The organism is Leifsonia sp. McL0618 (assembly GCF_049994905.1).
Lineage (GTDB): Bacteria > Actinomycetota > Actinomycetes > Actinomycetales > Microbacteriaceae > Diaminobutyricibacter.
In genome coordinates, this window is the sequence record NZ_CP188258.1 from 3,620,287 (window position 1) to 3,636,590 (window position 16,304).

The 16,304-nt window shown below is 68.5% G+C and carries 17 protein-coding genes and 1 pseudogene; 3 read left to right on the top strand and 15 right to left on the bottom strand.

Features of this window, described 5'->3' with window-relative positions:
• Positions 1-12: 12 nt before the first annotated feature.
• Positions 13-888: a pantoate--beta-alanine ligase gene (gene panC / locus ACPPVQ_RS17590; protein ID WP_426516417.1), complete on the bottom strand. Its 876-nt coding sequence runs from the start codon at positions 886-888 to the stop codon at positions 13-15.
• Between the two features lie 63 nt (positions 889-951).
• Positions 952-2,010 (bottom strand): alpha/beta fold hydrolase, encoded by a 1,059-nt coding sequence (locus tag ACPPVQ_RS17595; RefSeq protein ID WP_426516418.1) that lies wholly within the window; start codon positions 2,008-2,010, stop codon positions 952-954.
• 133 nt (positions 2,011-2,143) lie between these two features.
• Between ACPPVQ_RS17595 and ACPPVQ_RS17600 the strand changes: the two genes are divergently transcribed.
• Positions 2,144-2,893 (top strand): 3-hydroxybutyrate dehydrogenase, encoded by a 750-nt coding sequence (locus ACPPVQ_RS17600; protein WP_426516419.1) that lies wholly within the window; start codon positions 2,144-2,146, stop codon positions 2,891-2,893.
• A complete protein-coding gene (locus tag ACPPVQ_RS17605) occupies positions 2,890-3,777 on the top strand; it encodes an alpha/beta fold hydrolase (protein ID WP_426516420.1) in 888 nt (295 codons plus the stop codon). Before ACPPVQ_RS17600 ends, ACPPVQ_RS17605 begins: the two co-directional genes overlap by 4 nt.
• Here the strand turns inward: ACPPVQ_RS17605 and ACPPVQ_RS17610 are convergent.
• The 11 genes from ACPPVQ_RS17610 to tilS form a co-directional block, all read right to left on the bottom strand.
• Entirely contained in the window at positions 3,770-4,519 is a 750-nt protein-coding gene (locus ACPPVQ_RS17610) for a Rossmann-like and DUF2520 domain-containing protein (protein ID WP_426516421.1), read from the bottom strand. The genes ACPPVQ_RS17605 and ACPPVQ_RS17610 overlap by 8 nt on opposite strands.
• On the bottom strand, positions 4,516-6,060 hold the full coding sequence (locus tag ACPPVQ_RS17615) for a PH domain-containing protein (protein ID WP_426516422.1): 1,545 nt from the start codon (positions 6,058-6,060) through the stop codon (positions 4,516-4,518). The genes ACPPVQ_RS17610 and ACPPVQ_RS17615 overlap by 4 nt, the downstream gene beginning before the upstream one ends.
• Entirely contained in the window at positions 6,057-6,542 is a 486-nt protein-coding gene (locus tag ACPPVQ_RS17620) for a PH domain-containing protein (RefSeq protein ID WP_426516423.1), read from the bottom strand. The genes ACPPVQ_RS17615 and ACPPVQ_RS17620 overlap by 4 nt, the downstream gene beginning before the upstream one ends.
• Positions 6,526-7,005, bottom strand: coding sequence for a DUF3180 domain-containing protein (locus tag ACPPVQ_RS17625; protein WP_426516424.1), 480 nt, complete (start codon positions 7,003-7,005; stop codon positions 6,526-6,528). The genes ACPPVQ_RS17620 and ACPPVQ_RS17625 overlap by 17 nt, the downstream gene beginning before the upstream one ends.
• Positions 7,002-7,601 carry a 2-amino-4-hydroxy-6-hydroxymethyldihydropteridine diphosphokinase gene (folK, locus tag ACPPVQ_RS17630; RefSeq protein ID WP_426516425.1) on the bottom strand — a complete coding sequence of 200 codons (600 nt, stop codon included), beginning with the start codon at positions 7,599-7,601 and terminating at the stop codon, positions 7,002-7,004. The genes ACPPVQ_RS17625 and folK overlap by 4 nt, the downstream gene beginning before the upstream one ends.
• Positions 7,598-7,984 carry a dihydroneopterin aldolase gene (gene folB, locus ACPPVQ_RS17635; RefSeq protein ID WP_426516426.1) on the bottom strand — a complete coding sequence of 129 codons (387 nt, stop codon included), beginning with the start codon at positions 7,982-7,984 and terminating at the stop codon, positions 7,598-7,600. The genes folK and folB overlap by 4 nt, the downstream gene beginning before the upstream one ends.
• Positions 7,977-8,768: a dihydropteroate synthase gene (gene folP / locus ACPPVQ_RS17640; protein ID WP_426521315.1), complete on the bottom strand. Its 792-nt coding sequence runs from the start codon at positions 8,766-8,768 to the stop codon at positions 7,977-7,979. Before folP ends, folB begins: the two co-directional genes overlap by 8 nt.
• Before the next feature lie 11 nt (positions 8,769-8,779).
• Positions 8,780-9,355 carry a GTP cyclohydrolase I FolE gene (gene folE / locus ACPPVQ_RS17645; protein ID WP_426516427.1) on the bottom strand — a complete coding sequence of 192 codons (576 nt, stop codon included), beginning with the start codon at positions 9,353-9,355 and terminating at the stop codon, positions 8,780-8,782.
• A gap of 18 nt (positions 9,356-9,373) precedes the next feature.
• Entirely contained in the window at positions 9,374-11,377 is a 2,004-nt protein-coding gene (ftsH, locus tag ACPPVQ_RS17650) for an ATP-dependent zinc metalloprotease FtsH (protein WP_426516428.1), read from the bottom strand.
• An 88-nt stretch (positions 11,378-11,465) separates the two neighbouring features.
• Entirely contained in the window at positions 11,466-12,017 is a 552-nt protein-coding gene (gene hpt / locus ACPPVQ_RS17655; RefSeq protein ID WP_426516429.1) for a hypoxanthine phosphoribosyltransferase, read from the bottom strand.
• A gap of 28 nt (positions 12,018-12,045) precedes the next feature.
• Entirely contained in the window at positions 12,046-13,113 is a 1,068-nt protein-coding gene (gene tilS, locus ACPPVQ_RS17660) for a tRNA lysidine(34) synthetase TilS (protein ID WP_426516430.1), read from the bottom strand.
• 37 nt (positions 13,114-13,150) lie between these two features.
• Between tilS and ppa the strand changes: the two are divergent.
• Positions 13,151-13,651: pseudogene (gene ppa / locus ACPPVQ_RS17665) on the top strand (inorganic diphosphatase); the annotation flags it as partial.
• Positions 13,652-13,673: 22 nt separating this feature from the next.
• Here ppa and ACPPVQ_RS17670 read toward each other — a convergent pair.
• Entirely contained in the window at positions 13,674-15,017 is a 1,344-nt protein-coding gene (locus ACPPVQ_RS17670) for a C40 family peptidase (protein WP_426516431.1), read from the bottom strand.
• The gene (locus ACPPVQ_RS17675) at positions 15,010-16,278 is read right to left on the bottom strand and encodes a peptidoglycan DD-metalloendopeptidase family protein (RefSeq protein WP_426516432.1); all 1,269 of its coding nucleotides are present in this window, start codon (positions 16,276-16,278) and stop codon (positions 15,010-15,012) included. The genes ACPPVQ_RS17670 and ACPPVQ_RS17675 overlap by 8 nt, the downstream gene beginning before the upstream one ends.
• Positions 16,279-16,304: the final 26 nt, after the last annotated feature.

The following is a 16,304-nucleotide window of genomic DNA, read 5'->3' on the forward strand; positions in this document are numbered from 1 at the left end:
CGGGCACGATGTTCACGGGAAACTGATGCGCTCGTTGTCGATCAACCGCGTCGAACCGACGCGTGCCGCGATCAGCGCGATCGCAGGCCCGTGGTGCCCCACCCCGACGGGAAGGAACGTCTCCGGGTCGACGACGACGAGATAGTCCAGCTTAACGGCTGGCTCGGCGGCGACGACGGCACCTGCGGCCTCGAGCACGGCATCCGGACCGCTTTCGGCCTTCGCCGACCCGGCGCGGAGCGCTCGCGACAGCGCGACCGCGGCCGCACGCCCGGTCTGGTCGAGGTACTGGTTGCGGCTCGAAAGGGCGAGCCCATCGCTCTCTCGCACGGTGTCGACGACAGCGATCGTGACAGGCAGGTCGAGGTCGCGCACCATGCGGCCCACCAGGTGGACCTGCTGTGCGTCCTTCTGCCCGAAGACGGCGACATCGGGAGCCACGATGTGGAAGAGCTTCGCCACGACGGTGAGCATCCCGTCGAAGTGGCCTGGCCGCGACGCGCCTTCGTACAGGCCGGCCACAGCTCCTGCCGAGACGCGCGTCTCCGCAGACCCTGCCGGGTACATCTCGTCGACCGCCGGCGCGAACACGATGTCCGCGAGCCCTTCGAGGCGCTGCACGTCGGAGTCCAGGCCGCGCGGGTACCGCTCGAGGTCCTCGCCCGGCCCGAACTGCAGGGGGTTGACGAAGATCGAGACCACGACGATGCCGCCGAGATCACGTGCCTGGCGCACCAGTTGGAGGTGACCGTCATGCAGTGCCCCCATCGTCGGCACGAGCACGACACGGGAGACAGGTGCGTCAGAACTGCCTTCGCGGCGGGCGAATTCGCGTGCCGCGGCGACCCGCTTCCGCAGTGCGGCGATAGTGGTGACGACTTCTGGCATCAGGATCCTTGCGGCCGCCGCGCGCCCGACGGGTGCGCCATGAAAACGACCGGGCTTCCGATGCTACTCGCCGCCGGCCGCCTCGACGGTCGCCACCAGTGCGTCGCGGAACGCCTCCGGGTATTCGAGGTGCGGCGAATGCCCGCAGTTCTCCAGCACCAGTTCCTGGAACGTTCCGCCGGCGCTCGCATACGCCTCGAACACCCGGCGGGTCTGCGTGACCATCGGCTGCGCCGGAGCGACCTCAGCGCCCGGCCAGCCCGGGATCACCCCGAGCTCGCCGAGATAGTTGAGGTCGAAATACGAGGTGTCGGAGACGATGAGGTCGTTCGCCCCGTGGATCCAGGTCAGCGGCGGCTTCGGCTCGAGGTCGACGATCCCGCTCAGGTCGAGGTAGCGGGGCGCCATCGTGTTGAGCACACCACGGGTTCCGGCAGCGAAGCCGGGCCAGTTCTCCGACGGCACTCCGTCGCCGGGGTAGTTGTCAACGCCGGTCTTCGTACTGAGCATCGACTCGACCCAGATGTCTTCGTGTTCCGAGACGAAGCCCGGAACCACGTAGGAGCTCGCGTAGACCGCGCGCGGCGACGCCTGCGAATCGGATGACGTGTCACCGCTTTCGAGGTGCGCCACGAAATCCGGGTTCGCACCCCCTCCACCGCAGCCGGCGTCGTCGTCGGTGAGCCGTGACCCGTCTCCCCTCGTACCGCCGAACCCGTACGGCGAGACCGGCGACTGCAGCGTGAGGCTGCGAACCGGATGGTCGAGCGCATACTGCAGCGCAACACCGGCCCCCATGCTCCAGGCCACCACGTGCACCGAGCCGAGGCCCATCTCTGCCACCACACTCGCCACGTCGTCGCTGAAGTCGCGCAGGCCGCGCGTCGCGTCCACGGGGAGGGTTTCGGAGTCGCCGAAGCCGCGCAGGTCGATGGCGAAGACCCGCCAGTGCTCGGGCGCCGACAGCATCGTGTCCTGCCAGAAGAGCGAGGAGGAGACGTTGCCGTGGATGAAGACGACGACCGGGCCGCCGTGTTCCCGGTCGCCCGCCCGCTCCAGCACGTTCGCCCGCAGGCGCGGCGTCTGAACACTCCGGGAGGTGATGCCGTCGATCAGTGTCATCGTGCTCTCCAAACGTCGCGGTCCGGTGGCGCAAAGCAAGGCCGGACCACCTTGACGGCACCGGCGCTGGTGGTTAGCGTACCTGTTACCCGAGCCGCGGGCGAGGGGTGCGCACACATCGGACGGAGTTGTCGTGAGTGCTGGTTTCTCAGGCCGCAGGGCCCTTGTCACAGGGGCTGCGAGCGGCATCGGTGAGGCGTGTGCCAGGGCGCTCGCCGAACGCGGGGCGACCGTCGTGGTCGCCGACCTCGACGGGGCGGGCGCCGAGCGGGTGGCCCGCGATGTGGGCGGCGAAGCGTGGCAGGTGGACCTCACCGACACGGCTGCGCTGGCCGCCCTGGCGCTCGACGTGGACATCCTCGTGAACAATGCGGGCATCCAGACCGTGAGCCCGATCGAACAGTTCGACCCGGCCGCGTTCCACCGCATCCTGACCCTCATGCTCGAAGCGCCGTTCCTGCTGATCCGGGCCGCGCTGCCGCACATGTACGAGCAGGGCTTCGGGCGAATCGTCAACATCTCGTCGGTGCACGGGCTGCGCGCATCCGAATTCAAGTCGGCCTACGTCGCAGCCAAACACGGGCTGGAGGGCCTCTCGAAGGTGGCGGCCCTCGAGGGCGCGCCCCACGGGGTCACCAGCAACTGCGTGAATCCCGGCTACGTGCGAACCCCGCTCGTCGAGAAGCAGATCGCCGACCAGGCACGGCTGCACGGCATCCCGGAGTCCGAAGTGGTGAACGACGTGATGCTCGTGAACAGCGCGATCAAACGCCTGGCCGAGCCGTCCGAGGTCGCCTCCCTGGTCTGCTGGCTCGCCGGAGAGGACGCCTCGCTGGTGACCGGCGCCTCGTACACGATGGACGGCGGGTGGAGCGCGCGATGACATACAGGACGCTGGACGTTCCGGTTCGGGGCGGGATGCTGCGGGTCGGCGAGTGGGCGCGTGCAGATCCCGACGCCCCGGTCGTCGTCGCCGCCCACGGCATCACGGCATCGCATCTCGCGTGGGCGACCATCGCGGATGCCCTCCCCGACGTGCGTTTCATCGCACCGGACCTGCGCGGTCGCGGCCGCAGCAACCGGCTGCCCGGACCGTTCGGGATGGTGCAGCACGCTCAAGACCTGGCCGTCGTGAGCGAGCACCTCGGTCTCGATCGCGCCCTCGTCGTCGGCCACTCGATGGGTGGTTTCGTGGCGCTCGCGGCCGCGCATCTCCATCCCGAACGATTTGCCGGTCCGCTGCTGGTAGATGGCGGTCTTCCGCTGCGCATCCCCGAGGGCGTCACCCTGGACGAGCTGATGGCTTCGACGCTCGGGCCTGCCCTTGCGCGCTTGTCGATGACGTTCCCCGACCGGGCGACGTACCTCGAGTTCTGGGGGCGGCATCCGGCTTTCGCTGCGAACTGGACGCAGGATGTCGTCGACTACGCCAACTACGACCTCGACGGGACGGAGCCCGACCTGCGTCCGTCGACGTCCTACAATGCGGTCGCCGCCGACTCGGGCGACCAGTTCGGCGGAGGTGTCGTGGCCGACGCGCTGACCGGGCTGACGCATCCGGTGCGCCTGCTGGTGGCGCCGCGCGGGCTTCTCGGCGAGCCGCCCGGGCTGTACGACGAGGTGGCGCGTGAGCAGGCGCGTGCCGAGTATCCGTTCGTGCGGATCACCGAGGTGCCCGACGTCAACCACTACACGATCGTGATGAGCCCGCAGGGGGCGGATGCGGTGGTCGACGCGGTTCGTTCGGAGCTGGCCGCCCTCAGCTGAGCGGATCCAGCGGATCATCCCGCCCGTCGAGCAGCGCCGACGGCCCCACCGACGGCGCCGACGCCCGCGACAATGCGTTGTCCACCGCAGACCGCACCAGCGAGCTCAGGAACGGCCCCGGGTTCTCGAACCCGATCCCGCTCAGAATCCCTGTCGCCTGCTCCACGATCGCCCGTGAGAAGGTGCTCGCCGTCGCGATCGCCTCCGCATACGCCGGCCGGTCCTCTTCCGCCACCACGACCGGCTCGCCGCCCATCTCGACGACGAGGGCCTGGCCGATGGGCAGTACGGGCGCAGCCGCCGTCACGGCGAAGTAGGTCTCCTGCAGGCGAGCGATGTCGAGGCTGGTTCCGGTGAACGCGAGCGCCGGATGCACGGCCAGGGGAATCGCGCCCGCCGCGGCCGCAGGCGCCAACACCTCGACCCCGTACCCCGGCGCCGTGTGAAGCACGATCTGCCCGGGCTGCCAGCTCCCGGTCGCCGCGAGACCTGCGACCAGTGACGGCAACTCCGAATCGGGCACCGCGAGGATGACGAGCTCGCTGCGCTCGATGATCACCGGGATCTCCAGCACGGGAGCACCTGGAAGGATGGCGTCTGCCCGCTCCCTGCTGCGCTCCGACACCGCCGAGATGCCGACGATCGCGTGGCCGACCCCGGCGAGCGCCGCCCCCAGGACGGGCCCGACACGGCCGGCACCGATGATGCCGACCCCGAGTCGTCCGGCACGTCGTTCGATCATGATGGGCCTTCCCCGGACGATTCGTTCCACCGGTGACTCCGGTCGGACCGGGCCGAGGAGATCGCTCCCGCGGCGACGACGTCGAACAGTTCGACACTCCGGTCGCGGTCGATCACCGCCAGTCGCGGGCGCACGGGCCCGGAGACCGTGTGGAGGCGCGTTGACGCGAGGCCGAGCATCCGGTCGAGCGGTCCCTGGTAGAGCTCCAGGCTCTGCAGCCGTGCCAGCGGGACGATGGCGAGGCTGCGCCACAGGAACCCTCGCCGCAGCAGGACCACGCCATCAGTGAGGGCATAGCCGGTACGCTGCCAGGACAGCGGGCGCAGCCACGCCGCCCGCCGCGGTGCGCCGACGAAGAAGTCGCGGCCGCGCGACGTCATGCCGGCGACGACCAGCGCACGGTGTTCGGGCGTCGCGAATTCGGGCAGCACCAGCGAAAGCACCCGGGCGACATCCTCCAGGTCGCCGACGGGCAGCATCGTCGTGTTGGGCTGCCCTGCGGCCCCCTTTTCCGTCGAATGCCCGGCCGTGTCGATGCGGATCTGCCACCAGCCGAACGGACGCCAGAGCAGAGGCTGCGAGACATCCACGGCGTGGATGCGCCCCGGCGGAAGCGTTTCGTTGCTCAGGCTGAACAGTCCGAAGCCCACGCGCACACCGTCGGGGGTGCCGGCGATGCTGTAGCGCAGCGACTTGGTGAAGCGGCGGATGTAGAAGCTGATCGACCCGATCAGGCCCGGGAGCACGACGAGCAGGAGCCACAGCCGCCCGGTCGCGGCGCCGGTCAGGAGCCCGGCTCCGACGATCAGCAGGAAGATGGTGAACCCGCTGAGGACGATCGACCCGATCAGGCGCAGGGGCGGAATCTTCACGACCGACTCGGGCGGCGCGAGATCGGGATGCAACTCTGGAGCGAGGAACTCGTTCACGCGCTGGTTCAGGATGTCGGCGACACCCAGAGCAGGCGCGCCCGGAACGCGCTCTGCCGCCTTCGCCCCCGACGCGAGGCGCAGGAGGTCGCCGCGGAGCCCATCCGCCAGCCGTGATGACAGGTATGACAGCTGCACGTTCGCGTCGTGCCCTGCAACGCTGACCTCGAGTTTCGCCGCGCCGAAGATGCGCGCGAAGAGGGGCCGGACCACGTTGATGCCCTGGATGCGGTCGAGCCTGGCCTTGCGCTGCGTGCGGAAGAGGATGCCGCTGCGCACCTCGACCGCGTCGTCACTGATACGGAAACTGTGGAGGCGCCACGAGAGGTAGAACATGCCGATGAAGATGATCAGTGCGACCGCGATGACGAGCAACGCGAGGCCCTCGAGCCCGTGGTTGTAGATCTCGTCGATGGGATCGCCGCCGATGTCGGGCGCGCCGATGAAGAAGCTGACCAGCCGCTCGCGCAGGTTCGACAAGACGTAGCCGAGAACGGCGATCAGAACGATGCCGCCCCTGAGCAGCGGGGTCGCCGGGTGCAGCCGATGCCATTCGCCGTCGGTGAGGTGCTCGGCGGCCCGCTCCGCTGCGGACAGCCGCTCGCCGGTCACAGTCCCGCCCGGCGGCTCTCCGCCAGCTCCACCAGTCGGTCGCGCAACTCGGCCGCGTCGCCCTCGGGGAGCCCCGGGATCGCGATATTCGTCGACGCAGCCGCTGTGACGAACTTGAGGTCGGCGAGGCCGAGCAGTCGCCCGACCGGGCCGCGGTTGATGTCGATCAGCTGCATCCGCCCGTACGGAACCGAGACGAAGCGCAGGAACATGATGCCCCGGCGGAACAGGAGGTCGTCATCGCGCAGCTGATAGCCGATCGCCCGCGCGCGGCGCGGCGCGATGATCAGCTGGATGACCGTGATCGCCACGATCGCGATCAGCGCGACCCACGCCCAGGTCCATCCCGCGACCAGCCACAGGAACGTCGCAATGGCGCTGAGCACCAGCCCGCTCACGAGCGAGCCGACGATGACGACCACCACATAGCGTCGCGAGACGCGTCGCCACTCGCCGACCTCGAGGTCAAGACGCCCTGGCATGGTCCCCGCCCGGTTTCGTGTCGTCGTCTTCGGGTGGCAGGGTGCACAGGTATTCCGCGACGAGCCCGGCGGTCATCAGGATGGCGGCGCCGAGCGTGGCCGCGACGGCCTGCCAGATCGCACCGGAAGCAGGAAGCACGGAGCGACTGAGGAGGTACGCCAGGAAGCCGATGCCCGAACCGGTCAGGAGCGCCCCGCTGAGGCTGCAGGCTTTCGCCAGAACGGCGACGCGCATCGCACGGAACGGATCGATCGTCACGCGGACCTTCGCGTGCGTCGCACGACGGATCGGGATCGCGAAGCCAACCACGATAGCCGCGATCGCCACGAGCGTGATGGGCAGTGACAACGGCGGGATGAACACCGCCAGCCCGGCCCCGGCCGCACCGAGCTCGACGAGGAATCCGATGACGAGGCCCGCGACGCCCAGTCCGATGAGCGGCGTCGGTCGTGTGCGTTTCACACGGCACCCCCGTCTCCGTCGGCCTGGTCCTGATCGTCGCGCGCGGCATCGACTGCTGCGTCGCTGTCAGGATACGGCCGAATCTCATCCGCGGTCACCGGGATGAGCAGGTCGATGCGTCCGTGTCCCGCGAGTTCCGCATCCGGGCGGATGGCGTGCCACGGCACCAGCACGAACCCGCGCTCCCAGGCGCGCGGGTGAGGCAGCGTCAGCCGTTCGTCATCCAGTTCGCGCCCGTCGTAGTCGACGATGTCGATGTCGAGCGTGCGGTCGCCCCACCGCTCGTCACGCACCCGTCCATGCTGCTGTTCGACGGCGTTGACCGCATCGAGCAGGTCGTGAGGCCCCAGCACCGTGCTGACCACGACGACCGCGTTCAGGTAGGCGGGCGCCGAGTGATCGACGCCGGTGAGCTTCAGTGCGGGCGTCTCGACCAGCGGGGACAGCTGTTCGACGCGGATGCCGTCGCTCGCATCGAGGTCGGCGACAGCCGCACGGATCGTGGCCTCGCGATCACCCAGGTTGCTTCCCAGTGCGAGCACGGCGGGCACCGACGGCCGCAGGCGCTCCGGGCGCGGGTGGAGCGGTGCGGTCATGCCCGCTCCCGCTCGATGGTGACGGAGACGTCGGCGAACGGCACCTCGATGGGAGCGTTCGGCTTGTGCACGGTCACGCGAACGGAATCGACGGGCGGATGCGCGAGAACGACTCCCGCGATGCGCTCGGCGAGGGTCTCGATCAGGTCGACCGGATCACGACGCACGGCTTCGGCGACCTCGACGGCGAGCTCGCCGTAATGCACCGTCGCCGCGACGTCGTCTGCGGTCGCCGCGCGTGCGAAGTCGAGCCAGGCCGTCACGTCGATCACGAACTCCTGGCCCTGCTCGCGTTCGAACGCGTACACACCGTGGTTCGCATGGACCCGGAGGCCGGTGAGGGTTATCGAGTCGGATCCGTGTGCCCGGTCGTGCCTAGTCATCTCGTCCAGCTTGCCATGCCTCGACCACGTCGAGCGCGAGGCGGGTGCCGGCGACGTCGTGCACGCGCACCCCCCACACGCCGGCCTGGGCTGCGAGCGCACTGATGATGGCGGTGGGCTGGTCACGATCCTGGGCCGGGGCGCTTTCGGGCAGCAGCGCCCCGAGGAAGCGTTTGCGGGATGCCCCGATCAGCACCGGGAACCCGAGCCCGACGAACTCGCGCAGGTTTCCGAGCACCTGCCAGTTGTGCTCCGCCTTCTTCGAGAACCCCAGGCCGGGGTCGATGATGAGCTTCGCAGGGTCGATCCCGTGGTCGGTGAGATCGCGGATGCGCGTGGTGAGTTCGGCGCTGACTTCGGCGACCGTGTCTTCGTAGGTCGCCAGCGCATCCATCGAATCGCTCTGGCCGCGCCAGTGCATCACGACATAAGTGAGGCCGGTGTCGAGCACGGCTGCCGGCATACCGGAGTCGGCGAGGCCGCCGGACACGTCGTTGATGATCGCGGCTCCGGCATCCGCCGCAGCTCGGGCGGTCGAGGCGTTCATCGTGTCGACGCTCACGATGACCCCGCGGTCGGTGAGCTTGCGGATGACCGGCACCACGCGCGCCTGCTCCTCGGCCGGATCGACGCGCACGGCTCCGGGCCTCGTCGATTCGCCGCCGACATCGATGAGGTCGGCGCCCTCCTCGACGAGGTTGAGGGCATGCTCGACGGCGGAGGCCGGTTCGAGGTAGAGCCCACCATCGCTGAAGGAGTCCGGCGTCACATTCAGGACGCCCATGACGCGTGTGTTCACGCGTCCCCGCGTCCGATCAAGGCCAGGAGCCCCGCCTTCGCGACAGGGTCGGCGAGTTCGCCTCGGCTGGCGACGGTGACCGTCGTGCTGTCGGTCTGGCGCACGCCCCGGGCCGTGACGCAGGTGTGCTGTGCGTCGAGGACGACGAGAACGCCTTTGGCGTCGAGCCCGTCCTGCAGCGTGTCGGCGATCTCTTCGGTCAGGCGCTCCTGCAACTGCGGGCGGGATGCCAGTGTCTCGACGACACGGGGGATGCGGCCCAGCCCGACCACGCGCTCGTTGGGCATGTAAGCGACATGGGCCACGCCGACGAACGGCAGCAGGTGGTGCTCGCAGATCGAACGGAACGCGATATCGCGCAGCAGCACGGTCTCGGCGTCGTGTCCTTCGAGTGGGACCCCTTCGCCGAGCAGCGCGGCCGGGTCCTCCCCGAGGCCGGAGAAGAACTCCTCGTAGGCGTCTGCGACGCGGGACGGGGTCGACGCGAGACCGGGACGCGAGAGATCCTCGCCGATGGCGGCGAGGATCTCAGCGACGGCGGCCTCGATGCGCTTTCGATCGATTCCGGTCATGCGCGCCCCAGCCCCGGCCTAAGCCGTGGCCGGCCGCGGCTTGCGAACAGGTGAGCGCTTCGGCTTCGACGGCGGTTCTGAATCGACGCCGCCATCGACGGCGCCCGCGTTGATCGGGGCCTTCACCGGCATCGCGATGGGAGGAATATCGGAGATCGGACGCTTGTCGCTGGACAGCCACTGGGGGCGCTCGGGAAGCTTCACCACGTCGGCGAAGATCTCGGCGATCTCGTTGTGGTCGAGCGTCTCATGCTCGAGGAGCTCTGCCGCGATCCGGTCGAGGATCGGTCGGTTGTTGTTCAGAACCTCCCACGCCTCGTCGTGCGCCTTCTCGAGGAGGGCACGAACCTCGGCGTCGACACGCTCGGCGATGCGCTCGGAGTAGTCACGCTGGTGACCCATGTCGCGACCGAGGAACATCTCGCCCGACGACTGGCCCAGCTTGACCGATCCGACCTCGGCACTCATGCCGTATTCGGTGACCATCTTGCGGGCGATGGAGGTCGCCTTCTCGATGTCGTTCGACGCGCCCGTCGTGGGGTCGTGGAACACGATCTCCTCAGCGACGCGCCCGCCCATGGCGTACGCCAGCTGGTCGAGCAATTCGTTGCGGGTGATCGAGTACTTGTCTTCGAGCGGCAGCACCATCGTGTAGCCGAGGGCGCGCCCACGGGGGAGGATGGTGATCTTGGTGACCGGGTCGGTGTAGCGCATCGCGGCGGCGGCGAGGGCGTGCCCACCCTCGTGGTAGGCCGTCATGACCTTCTCCTGGTCCTTCATCACGCGGGTGCGCTTCTGCGGGCCGGCGATCACGCGGTCCACCGCCTCGTCAAGGGCACGGTTGTCGATGAGCTGAGCATTGGAGCGAGCCGTCAGCAGGGCGGCCTCGTTCAGCACGTTCGCCAGGTCGGCGCCGGTGAAACCGGGCGTCTTGCGTGCGAGTACTTCGAGGTCGACGCCCGCGGCGAGCGGCTTGCCGCGGCCGTGCACTTCGAGGATCTTCTTGCGGCCCATGAGGTCGGGCGCGTCGACACCGATCTGGCGGTCGAAGCGGCCGGGACGCAGCAGCGCGGGGTCGAGGATGTCGGGGCGGTTCGTCGCCGCGATCATGATGACGTTCGTCTTGACGTCGAAGCCGTCCATCTCGACAAGGAGCTGGTTCAGGGTCTGCTCGCGCTCGTCGTGCCCACCGCCGAGGCCTGCGCCACGGTGACGGCCGACCGCGTCGATCTCGTCGACGAAGATGATGGCCGGGGAGTTCTCTTTGGCCTGCTGGAACAGGTCGCGAACACGGCTCGCGCCGACACCGACGAACATCTCCACGAAGTCCGAACCGGAGATCGAGTAGAACGGCACGCCCGCCTCACCCGCGACGGCGCGGGCGAGAAGCGTCTTGCCCGTTCCGGGAGGGCCGTACAGCAGCACGCCCTTCGGGATGCGGGCGCCGACCGCCTGGAACTTGGCCGGCTCCTTGAGGAAGTCTTTGATCTCCTGGAGCTCTTCGATCGCCTCGTCGCTCCCGGCGACGTCGTCGAAGGTGACCTTCGGACTCTCCTTGGAGACCAGCTTGGCCTTCGACTTGCCGAACTGCATGACCTTGTTGCCGCCGCCCTGCATGCCGGAGAGCATGATCCAGAAGAACACGCCGATCAGCAGCACGGGGAGCAGGAAGCCGAGCGCCGAGAGCAGCCAGTTCGGCTGCGGAACCTCGTCGTTGAAGCCCTTCGACAGCTTGGCGTTGTCGACGGCCTGCACGACGTCGGCGCCACGGGGCGCGACGTAGTAGAACTGCACCTGGCTGCCGAGCGTCGGGTCAGGGCTGGCGAGCGTCAGATCGACGCGTTGCTCCCCATCGACGATCTTGGCGCTGGCCACCTTGTCGTCCTGAAGAAGCTCCAGACCCTTCTGGGTCGAGATCTCTTTGAAACCGGACATGGTGATCAGGCTCGAGCCGATCCATACAGCGATGACGGCCAGCACGATGTAGAGAATCGGGCCCCGGAAGATCTTCTTGACGTTCATGGTGGTGCAAGAGTATCGCTTCGGCGCTGAATGGCTGCTGCGTGTTCGCTTGGCGCGGACTGCGCTCTGAAAAAACCGCGCGCGACGACTAGCTGTAAACGCCCGGCGCGAGGATGCCGACGCCGCGCAGGTTGCGGTACTTCTCGTCGTAGTCGAGGCCGTAGCCGACCACGAACTGGTTGGGGATCTCGAACCCGACGTATCTCACGTCGATGTCGACGCGCGCCGCCTCCGGCTTGCGCAGCAGTGTGCAGATCTCGACGGATGCGGGGCCACGCGAGTTGAGGTTGGAGAGCAGCCACGACAGCGTCAGCCCCGAGTCGATGATGTCTTCGACGATGAGAACAGTGCGGCCGCTCAGATCGGTGTCGAGGTCTTTGAGGATGCGGACGACACCACTCGACTGTGTGCCGGACCCGTACGAGCTCACGGCCATCCAGTCCATCGTGACGGGGATCTTGAGTTCGCGTGCGAGGTCGGCCATCACCATGACCGCACCTTTGAGCACCCCGACGAGCAGGACATCCGTGCCCGCATAGTCGGCTTCGATTGCTCGAGCGAGCTCGGCGATCCGGGTCTGGATCTGCTCCTCACTGATGAGAATCTCGGTCAGGTCGTCGGAAACGTCCGTGAGTTCCATGGAGCGGTGCGATCCTTTGGTTTGGTGGCTATGCCGGAGTAAAGATGAGCAGCCCGTTCTGCCTGACAACTCTAACGCCTGGCAGGGTGAGAGCTTTCTGACCATGCCAGTCGGTGATGAGGTCGGCGACGGCGAGGGTGTGCACGCGCTCGAGGGAGACGCCGAACTCGTTGGCGACGACGAGACGGATGATGCGCTGGCGGAGAGCGGGCGGGTCTGCGGCGAGACCGCGAACGTCCAGGGCGACCGCGCCATCCGCATCCTGGCTGGTCAGTTCGAGCGCCCATTCCAGGGCGAGGTCATCGAGCGCGTCCGAGTCTTCGCGCAGCTGCTCCGCCGTGCGGGCGAGCGCTTCGGCGACGCCGGGCCCGAGTTCGGCCTCGAGCACCGGGAGGACCGTGTTGCGCACCCGCACGCGGGTGAACGTCGGGTCGGTGTTGTGCGGGTCCTCCCACGGCACGAGGCCGCTGTCGGCGCAGAACCGACGGGTGGTGGCGCGGCGGATGCCGAGCAGCGGTCGCAGGTATGGCCCGGTCTCCGGGGCCATGCCCCGCAGGCTCGTCGGCCCCGACCCGCGGGCGAGCCCGAGGAGCACCGTCTCGGCCTGGTCGTCGAGGGTGTGGGCGAGCACGATGTGGCCGGCCCCGGCATCCGCCATCGCCCGGTCGAATGCAGCGAACCTCGCCGAACGCGCTGACGCTTCGGGACCGCCGTCGGATGCCGCCACCTCCACACGGATCACGATCACCGGATCGAGATCCAGTGCCGTCGCCTGGGCGGCCGCCGTCTCCGCGACATCCGCCGAGCCTGCCTGCAGGCCGTGATCGACGATCACGGCACCGGCACGGATGCCCGCCCGCGGCGCCTCGAACGCCGTGGCCGCTGCGAGCGCCAGCGAATCCGCTCCCCCGCTCAGGCCGACCAGAACGAGGCCGCCGAGCCGCGGGTCCGCGTCCGCTTCACCTGCCGCATCCGGACCTTCGCCGTCGAGGCCGGCCCCATCGAGGCCGGCGAGGGCGTCTCGGACCGCGCGTCGCACATCCGCGATCGGCGGGGTGAGCCGCGGTCGTCTTCCCGGTGAACCACTGGCGTGCATCCACTAACGTTATTGGAGTCTTTTCAAACGAGGGAGAAAACTCATGGCCGAATACGACGTGATCGTCGAAATCCCGCGGGGAAGCCGAAACAAGTACGAGGTCGACCACGAGACCGGCCGCGTCTACCTCGACCGTGTACTGTTCACCAGCTTCGTCTACCCGACCGACTACGGCTTCTTCGAGAACACCCTCGGACTCGACGGCGACCCGGTCGACGTGCTCGTGCTGCTCGAGTACCCGGTCTTCCCGGGTGTCGGCGTCAAGGTGCGCCCGGTCGGCGTGCTGAACATGAGCGACGAGGCCGGCAGCGACGCCAAGGTCATCGCCGTGCCGTACAAGGACCCGCGCTGGCAGCACATTCAGGACATCGACGACGTGGCGCAGCAGACCCGCGACGAGATCCAGCACTTCTTCGAGCACTACAAAGACCTCGAGCCCGGCAAGTGGGTCAAGCTCGAGGCCTGGGGGAACGCAGCAGAAGCCGAAGACATCATCCAGGCGGGCATCGCGAAGCTCGCCGAAGAGGGCGGCCACTAGCCCGTCAACGTGCGGGTCCCGGTCAGGCGCTGGGGCGGATCACCTGGTACCAGGGGCTGCCCCAGACCGACTGGATCTTGACGACATCGCCTTCGGTGGGGGCTGCGATCATCATGTCGCCACCGAGCGAGATGCCGACGTGATAGAAGTTGCCCGGGCCGTCACCCCAGAAGATGAGGTCGCCGGCCTGCCGCTGGCTGAATGACACGACCTGGCCGCGCGCGGCTCCCGTGTACCACTGGTTGTTCACCGAGTGCGAGCCGATGTAGACGCCGGCGTATGCGTACGCCTTCATCGTCAGCCCGGAGCAGTCGTAGCCGCCGGGGCCTTCGCCGCCGAAGATGTACGGCTTGCCCAGCTGGGCGTAGGCGTAGTTGAGCGCCGTCTGCACGACGTTGCCGTTCGGCGGCGCGACGTATCCGCCGCCACCGCCGCCACCGCCACCGCCTCCGCCGCCGCCGCCTCCGCCGCCACCGTGGCTCTGCTGCTGTTGCTGCTGCTGTGCGGCCGCCGCCGCGGCCGCCGCGGCGGCCGCCTCCTTCTGACGCCGGATCTCCGCCTGGCGCGCCGCCTCTTCGGCCGCCTTGCGCTTCGCTTCGCCGACCAGGAATGCGCTCTCGACCTGGGCCGAGGTGTTCTTCAGCGTCGCGAGTTGGGCGACCAGCTCGGTCGACTTGGTCTGCTGGGTGACCAGCGCAGCCTGCGCCTTCGTCTGGGCGGCCTGCGCTGCGGCAAGGGCCGCGGTCGCCGCCTCGGCGAGCTTGCCGCGCTCCACCTTGGCGACGTTCGCCTGGTCGGTGAGCGCCGTCGCGGTGTTCCTGTCCTTGGTCGCCGCTGCGTACACATCCTGCGACTGCTGGGTGAGCTTGCTCATCGTGCCGAGCTGGTAGAGAAGCTTGTCCGCAGCCGAGCCATCTCCCCCGCCGTTCAGCAGGATGTCGACAGACAGGTCCCCGCCGCCGCCGCTCTTCGCGAGGTGCGAAGCCAGGAGGCCTGCGCGCATCTGCGAGGTCTTCGCCTTCGCGGCCGCCGCATCCGCCTGCTTCTTGAGATCCGCCGCCTTCACGGTGGCCGCATCCAGCGCATCCTTCGCCTGGAAGTAGGCCTCAGCCGCCTTCTCAGAAGCGATCCGCGCCTGGTCGACTGCCGTCTGCAGGCCGGCGATCAGCTTCGTGATGTTGGCGATCATCGCCTGCTGGTTCGCGACGTTGTGCTTGGCCTGCTGCACGTCGTTCCACGACGGGTAGTTGTCGGCGAACGCGGGAGGCGCGATGATGCCGACGGATGCGGTGACCACCCCCATCACGCCCGCACTGATCGCGGTGACCGGCCGCACGCGCGGCCCTTTGCCATTCTGACTAGCCAAGTGGTGCCTGCCTCTGCCTCATGAACGGGATCCCGTCGATCTTCACGCCGTTCACCCTGACCTCGTAATGGAGGTGGCATCCGGTCGATGCCCCTGTCGTGCCCACGTGGGCGATGGGTTGTCCGGCGCCGACGTGCTGTCCGACGCCGACGAGGATGCCGCCGTCACGGATGTGCGCGTAGCCGGTGTCGATGCCGCCGCCGACGTCGATGCGCACGAAGTTGCCGTAGCTGCCCAGCGGACCGGCGTAGATCACCGTGCCCTCATGCGCTGCGTAGATGGGAGCGTTGCAGTACGCGCCGATGTCGATGCCCAGGTGGTACGTGCTGCCGATGCCGCCCGGCGAGGCGCGCGGGCCGAAGCCGTCGGTGATCGGGCCGGCCGCGGGCACGGCCCAGCCCTGGGGTCCGACATAACCGCCGGGAAGTCCGCCTGAACCGGCCGCAGCCGCCCGACGTGCGGCCTCTGCGACGCCGGCCTCATAGCCGGCGACCGTCTTCGCGACCTTGTTGTTGAGTGCGGCCAGCTGCGCCCTCATGACGATGATCTGCTTGCGCTGCTCGGCGAGTTTGTCCTGTGCCGCCTTTGCGGCCGCCGCTGCTGCCGCCTGCGCTGCAACAGCGGCGACGCGAAGCTTCTCGCGCTCCACCCGCGCGACCGCGGCCTGGTCGGCCAGTGCCTTGGCCGTGTTCTGGCTCGCTTTGGCCTGCGCGTAGATGCCACTCGAACGCTCGACCAGCTTCGTCATGCTCCCCAGGTCGGACAGGAGCTGCTCCGGACTCGTCTTCGTTGCGCCGTTGCCGCTCAGGAACAGGCTCGTGGTGAGGTCGCTGCCGCCGGTGCGGTACAGCTGCGCGGCAAGACGGCCCGCCTGCGTGGTGGCTGCGTCTGCCTTGGCTTTGCTCTCATCCGCCTGCGCCTGGATGGCTGCCAGGTCGATCGTGGCCTTGTCGAGTTTCGCCTCGGCCGCCTCGAGTTCTTCGCCACGCTTCTTCAGCGCGGCCTGGGTCTGGGTGACCTCCGCTTTGAGCTGGCCGATCAGGCTGTTGATGCGCGCGACCTCGGCTGCGGTCGCCGACTGGCTCGCTTTGGCGTTCTGGACGTCCTGCCAGCTGGGGTACGAGATCGCATACGCGGGGCTGGCCACGGAACCGACGGCGACGATGGCGAAGACTGCGACGATCGCCGTTCTGACGCGCCAGTTCCGGCGCGCGGTCGACCGGAGCGGGGTGCTCCCCGGGGCCGGTTCAGTGCGTTTCATCGTTCCCCTCGACCTGTCGCTGAGTC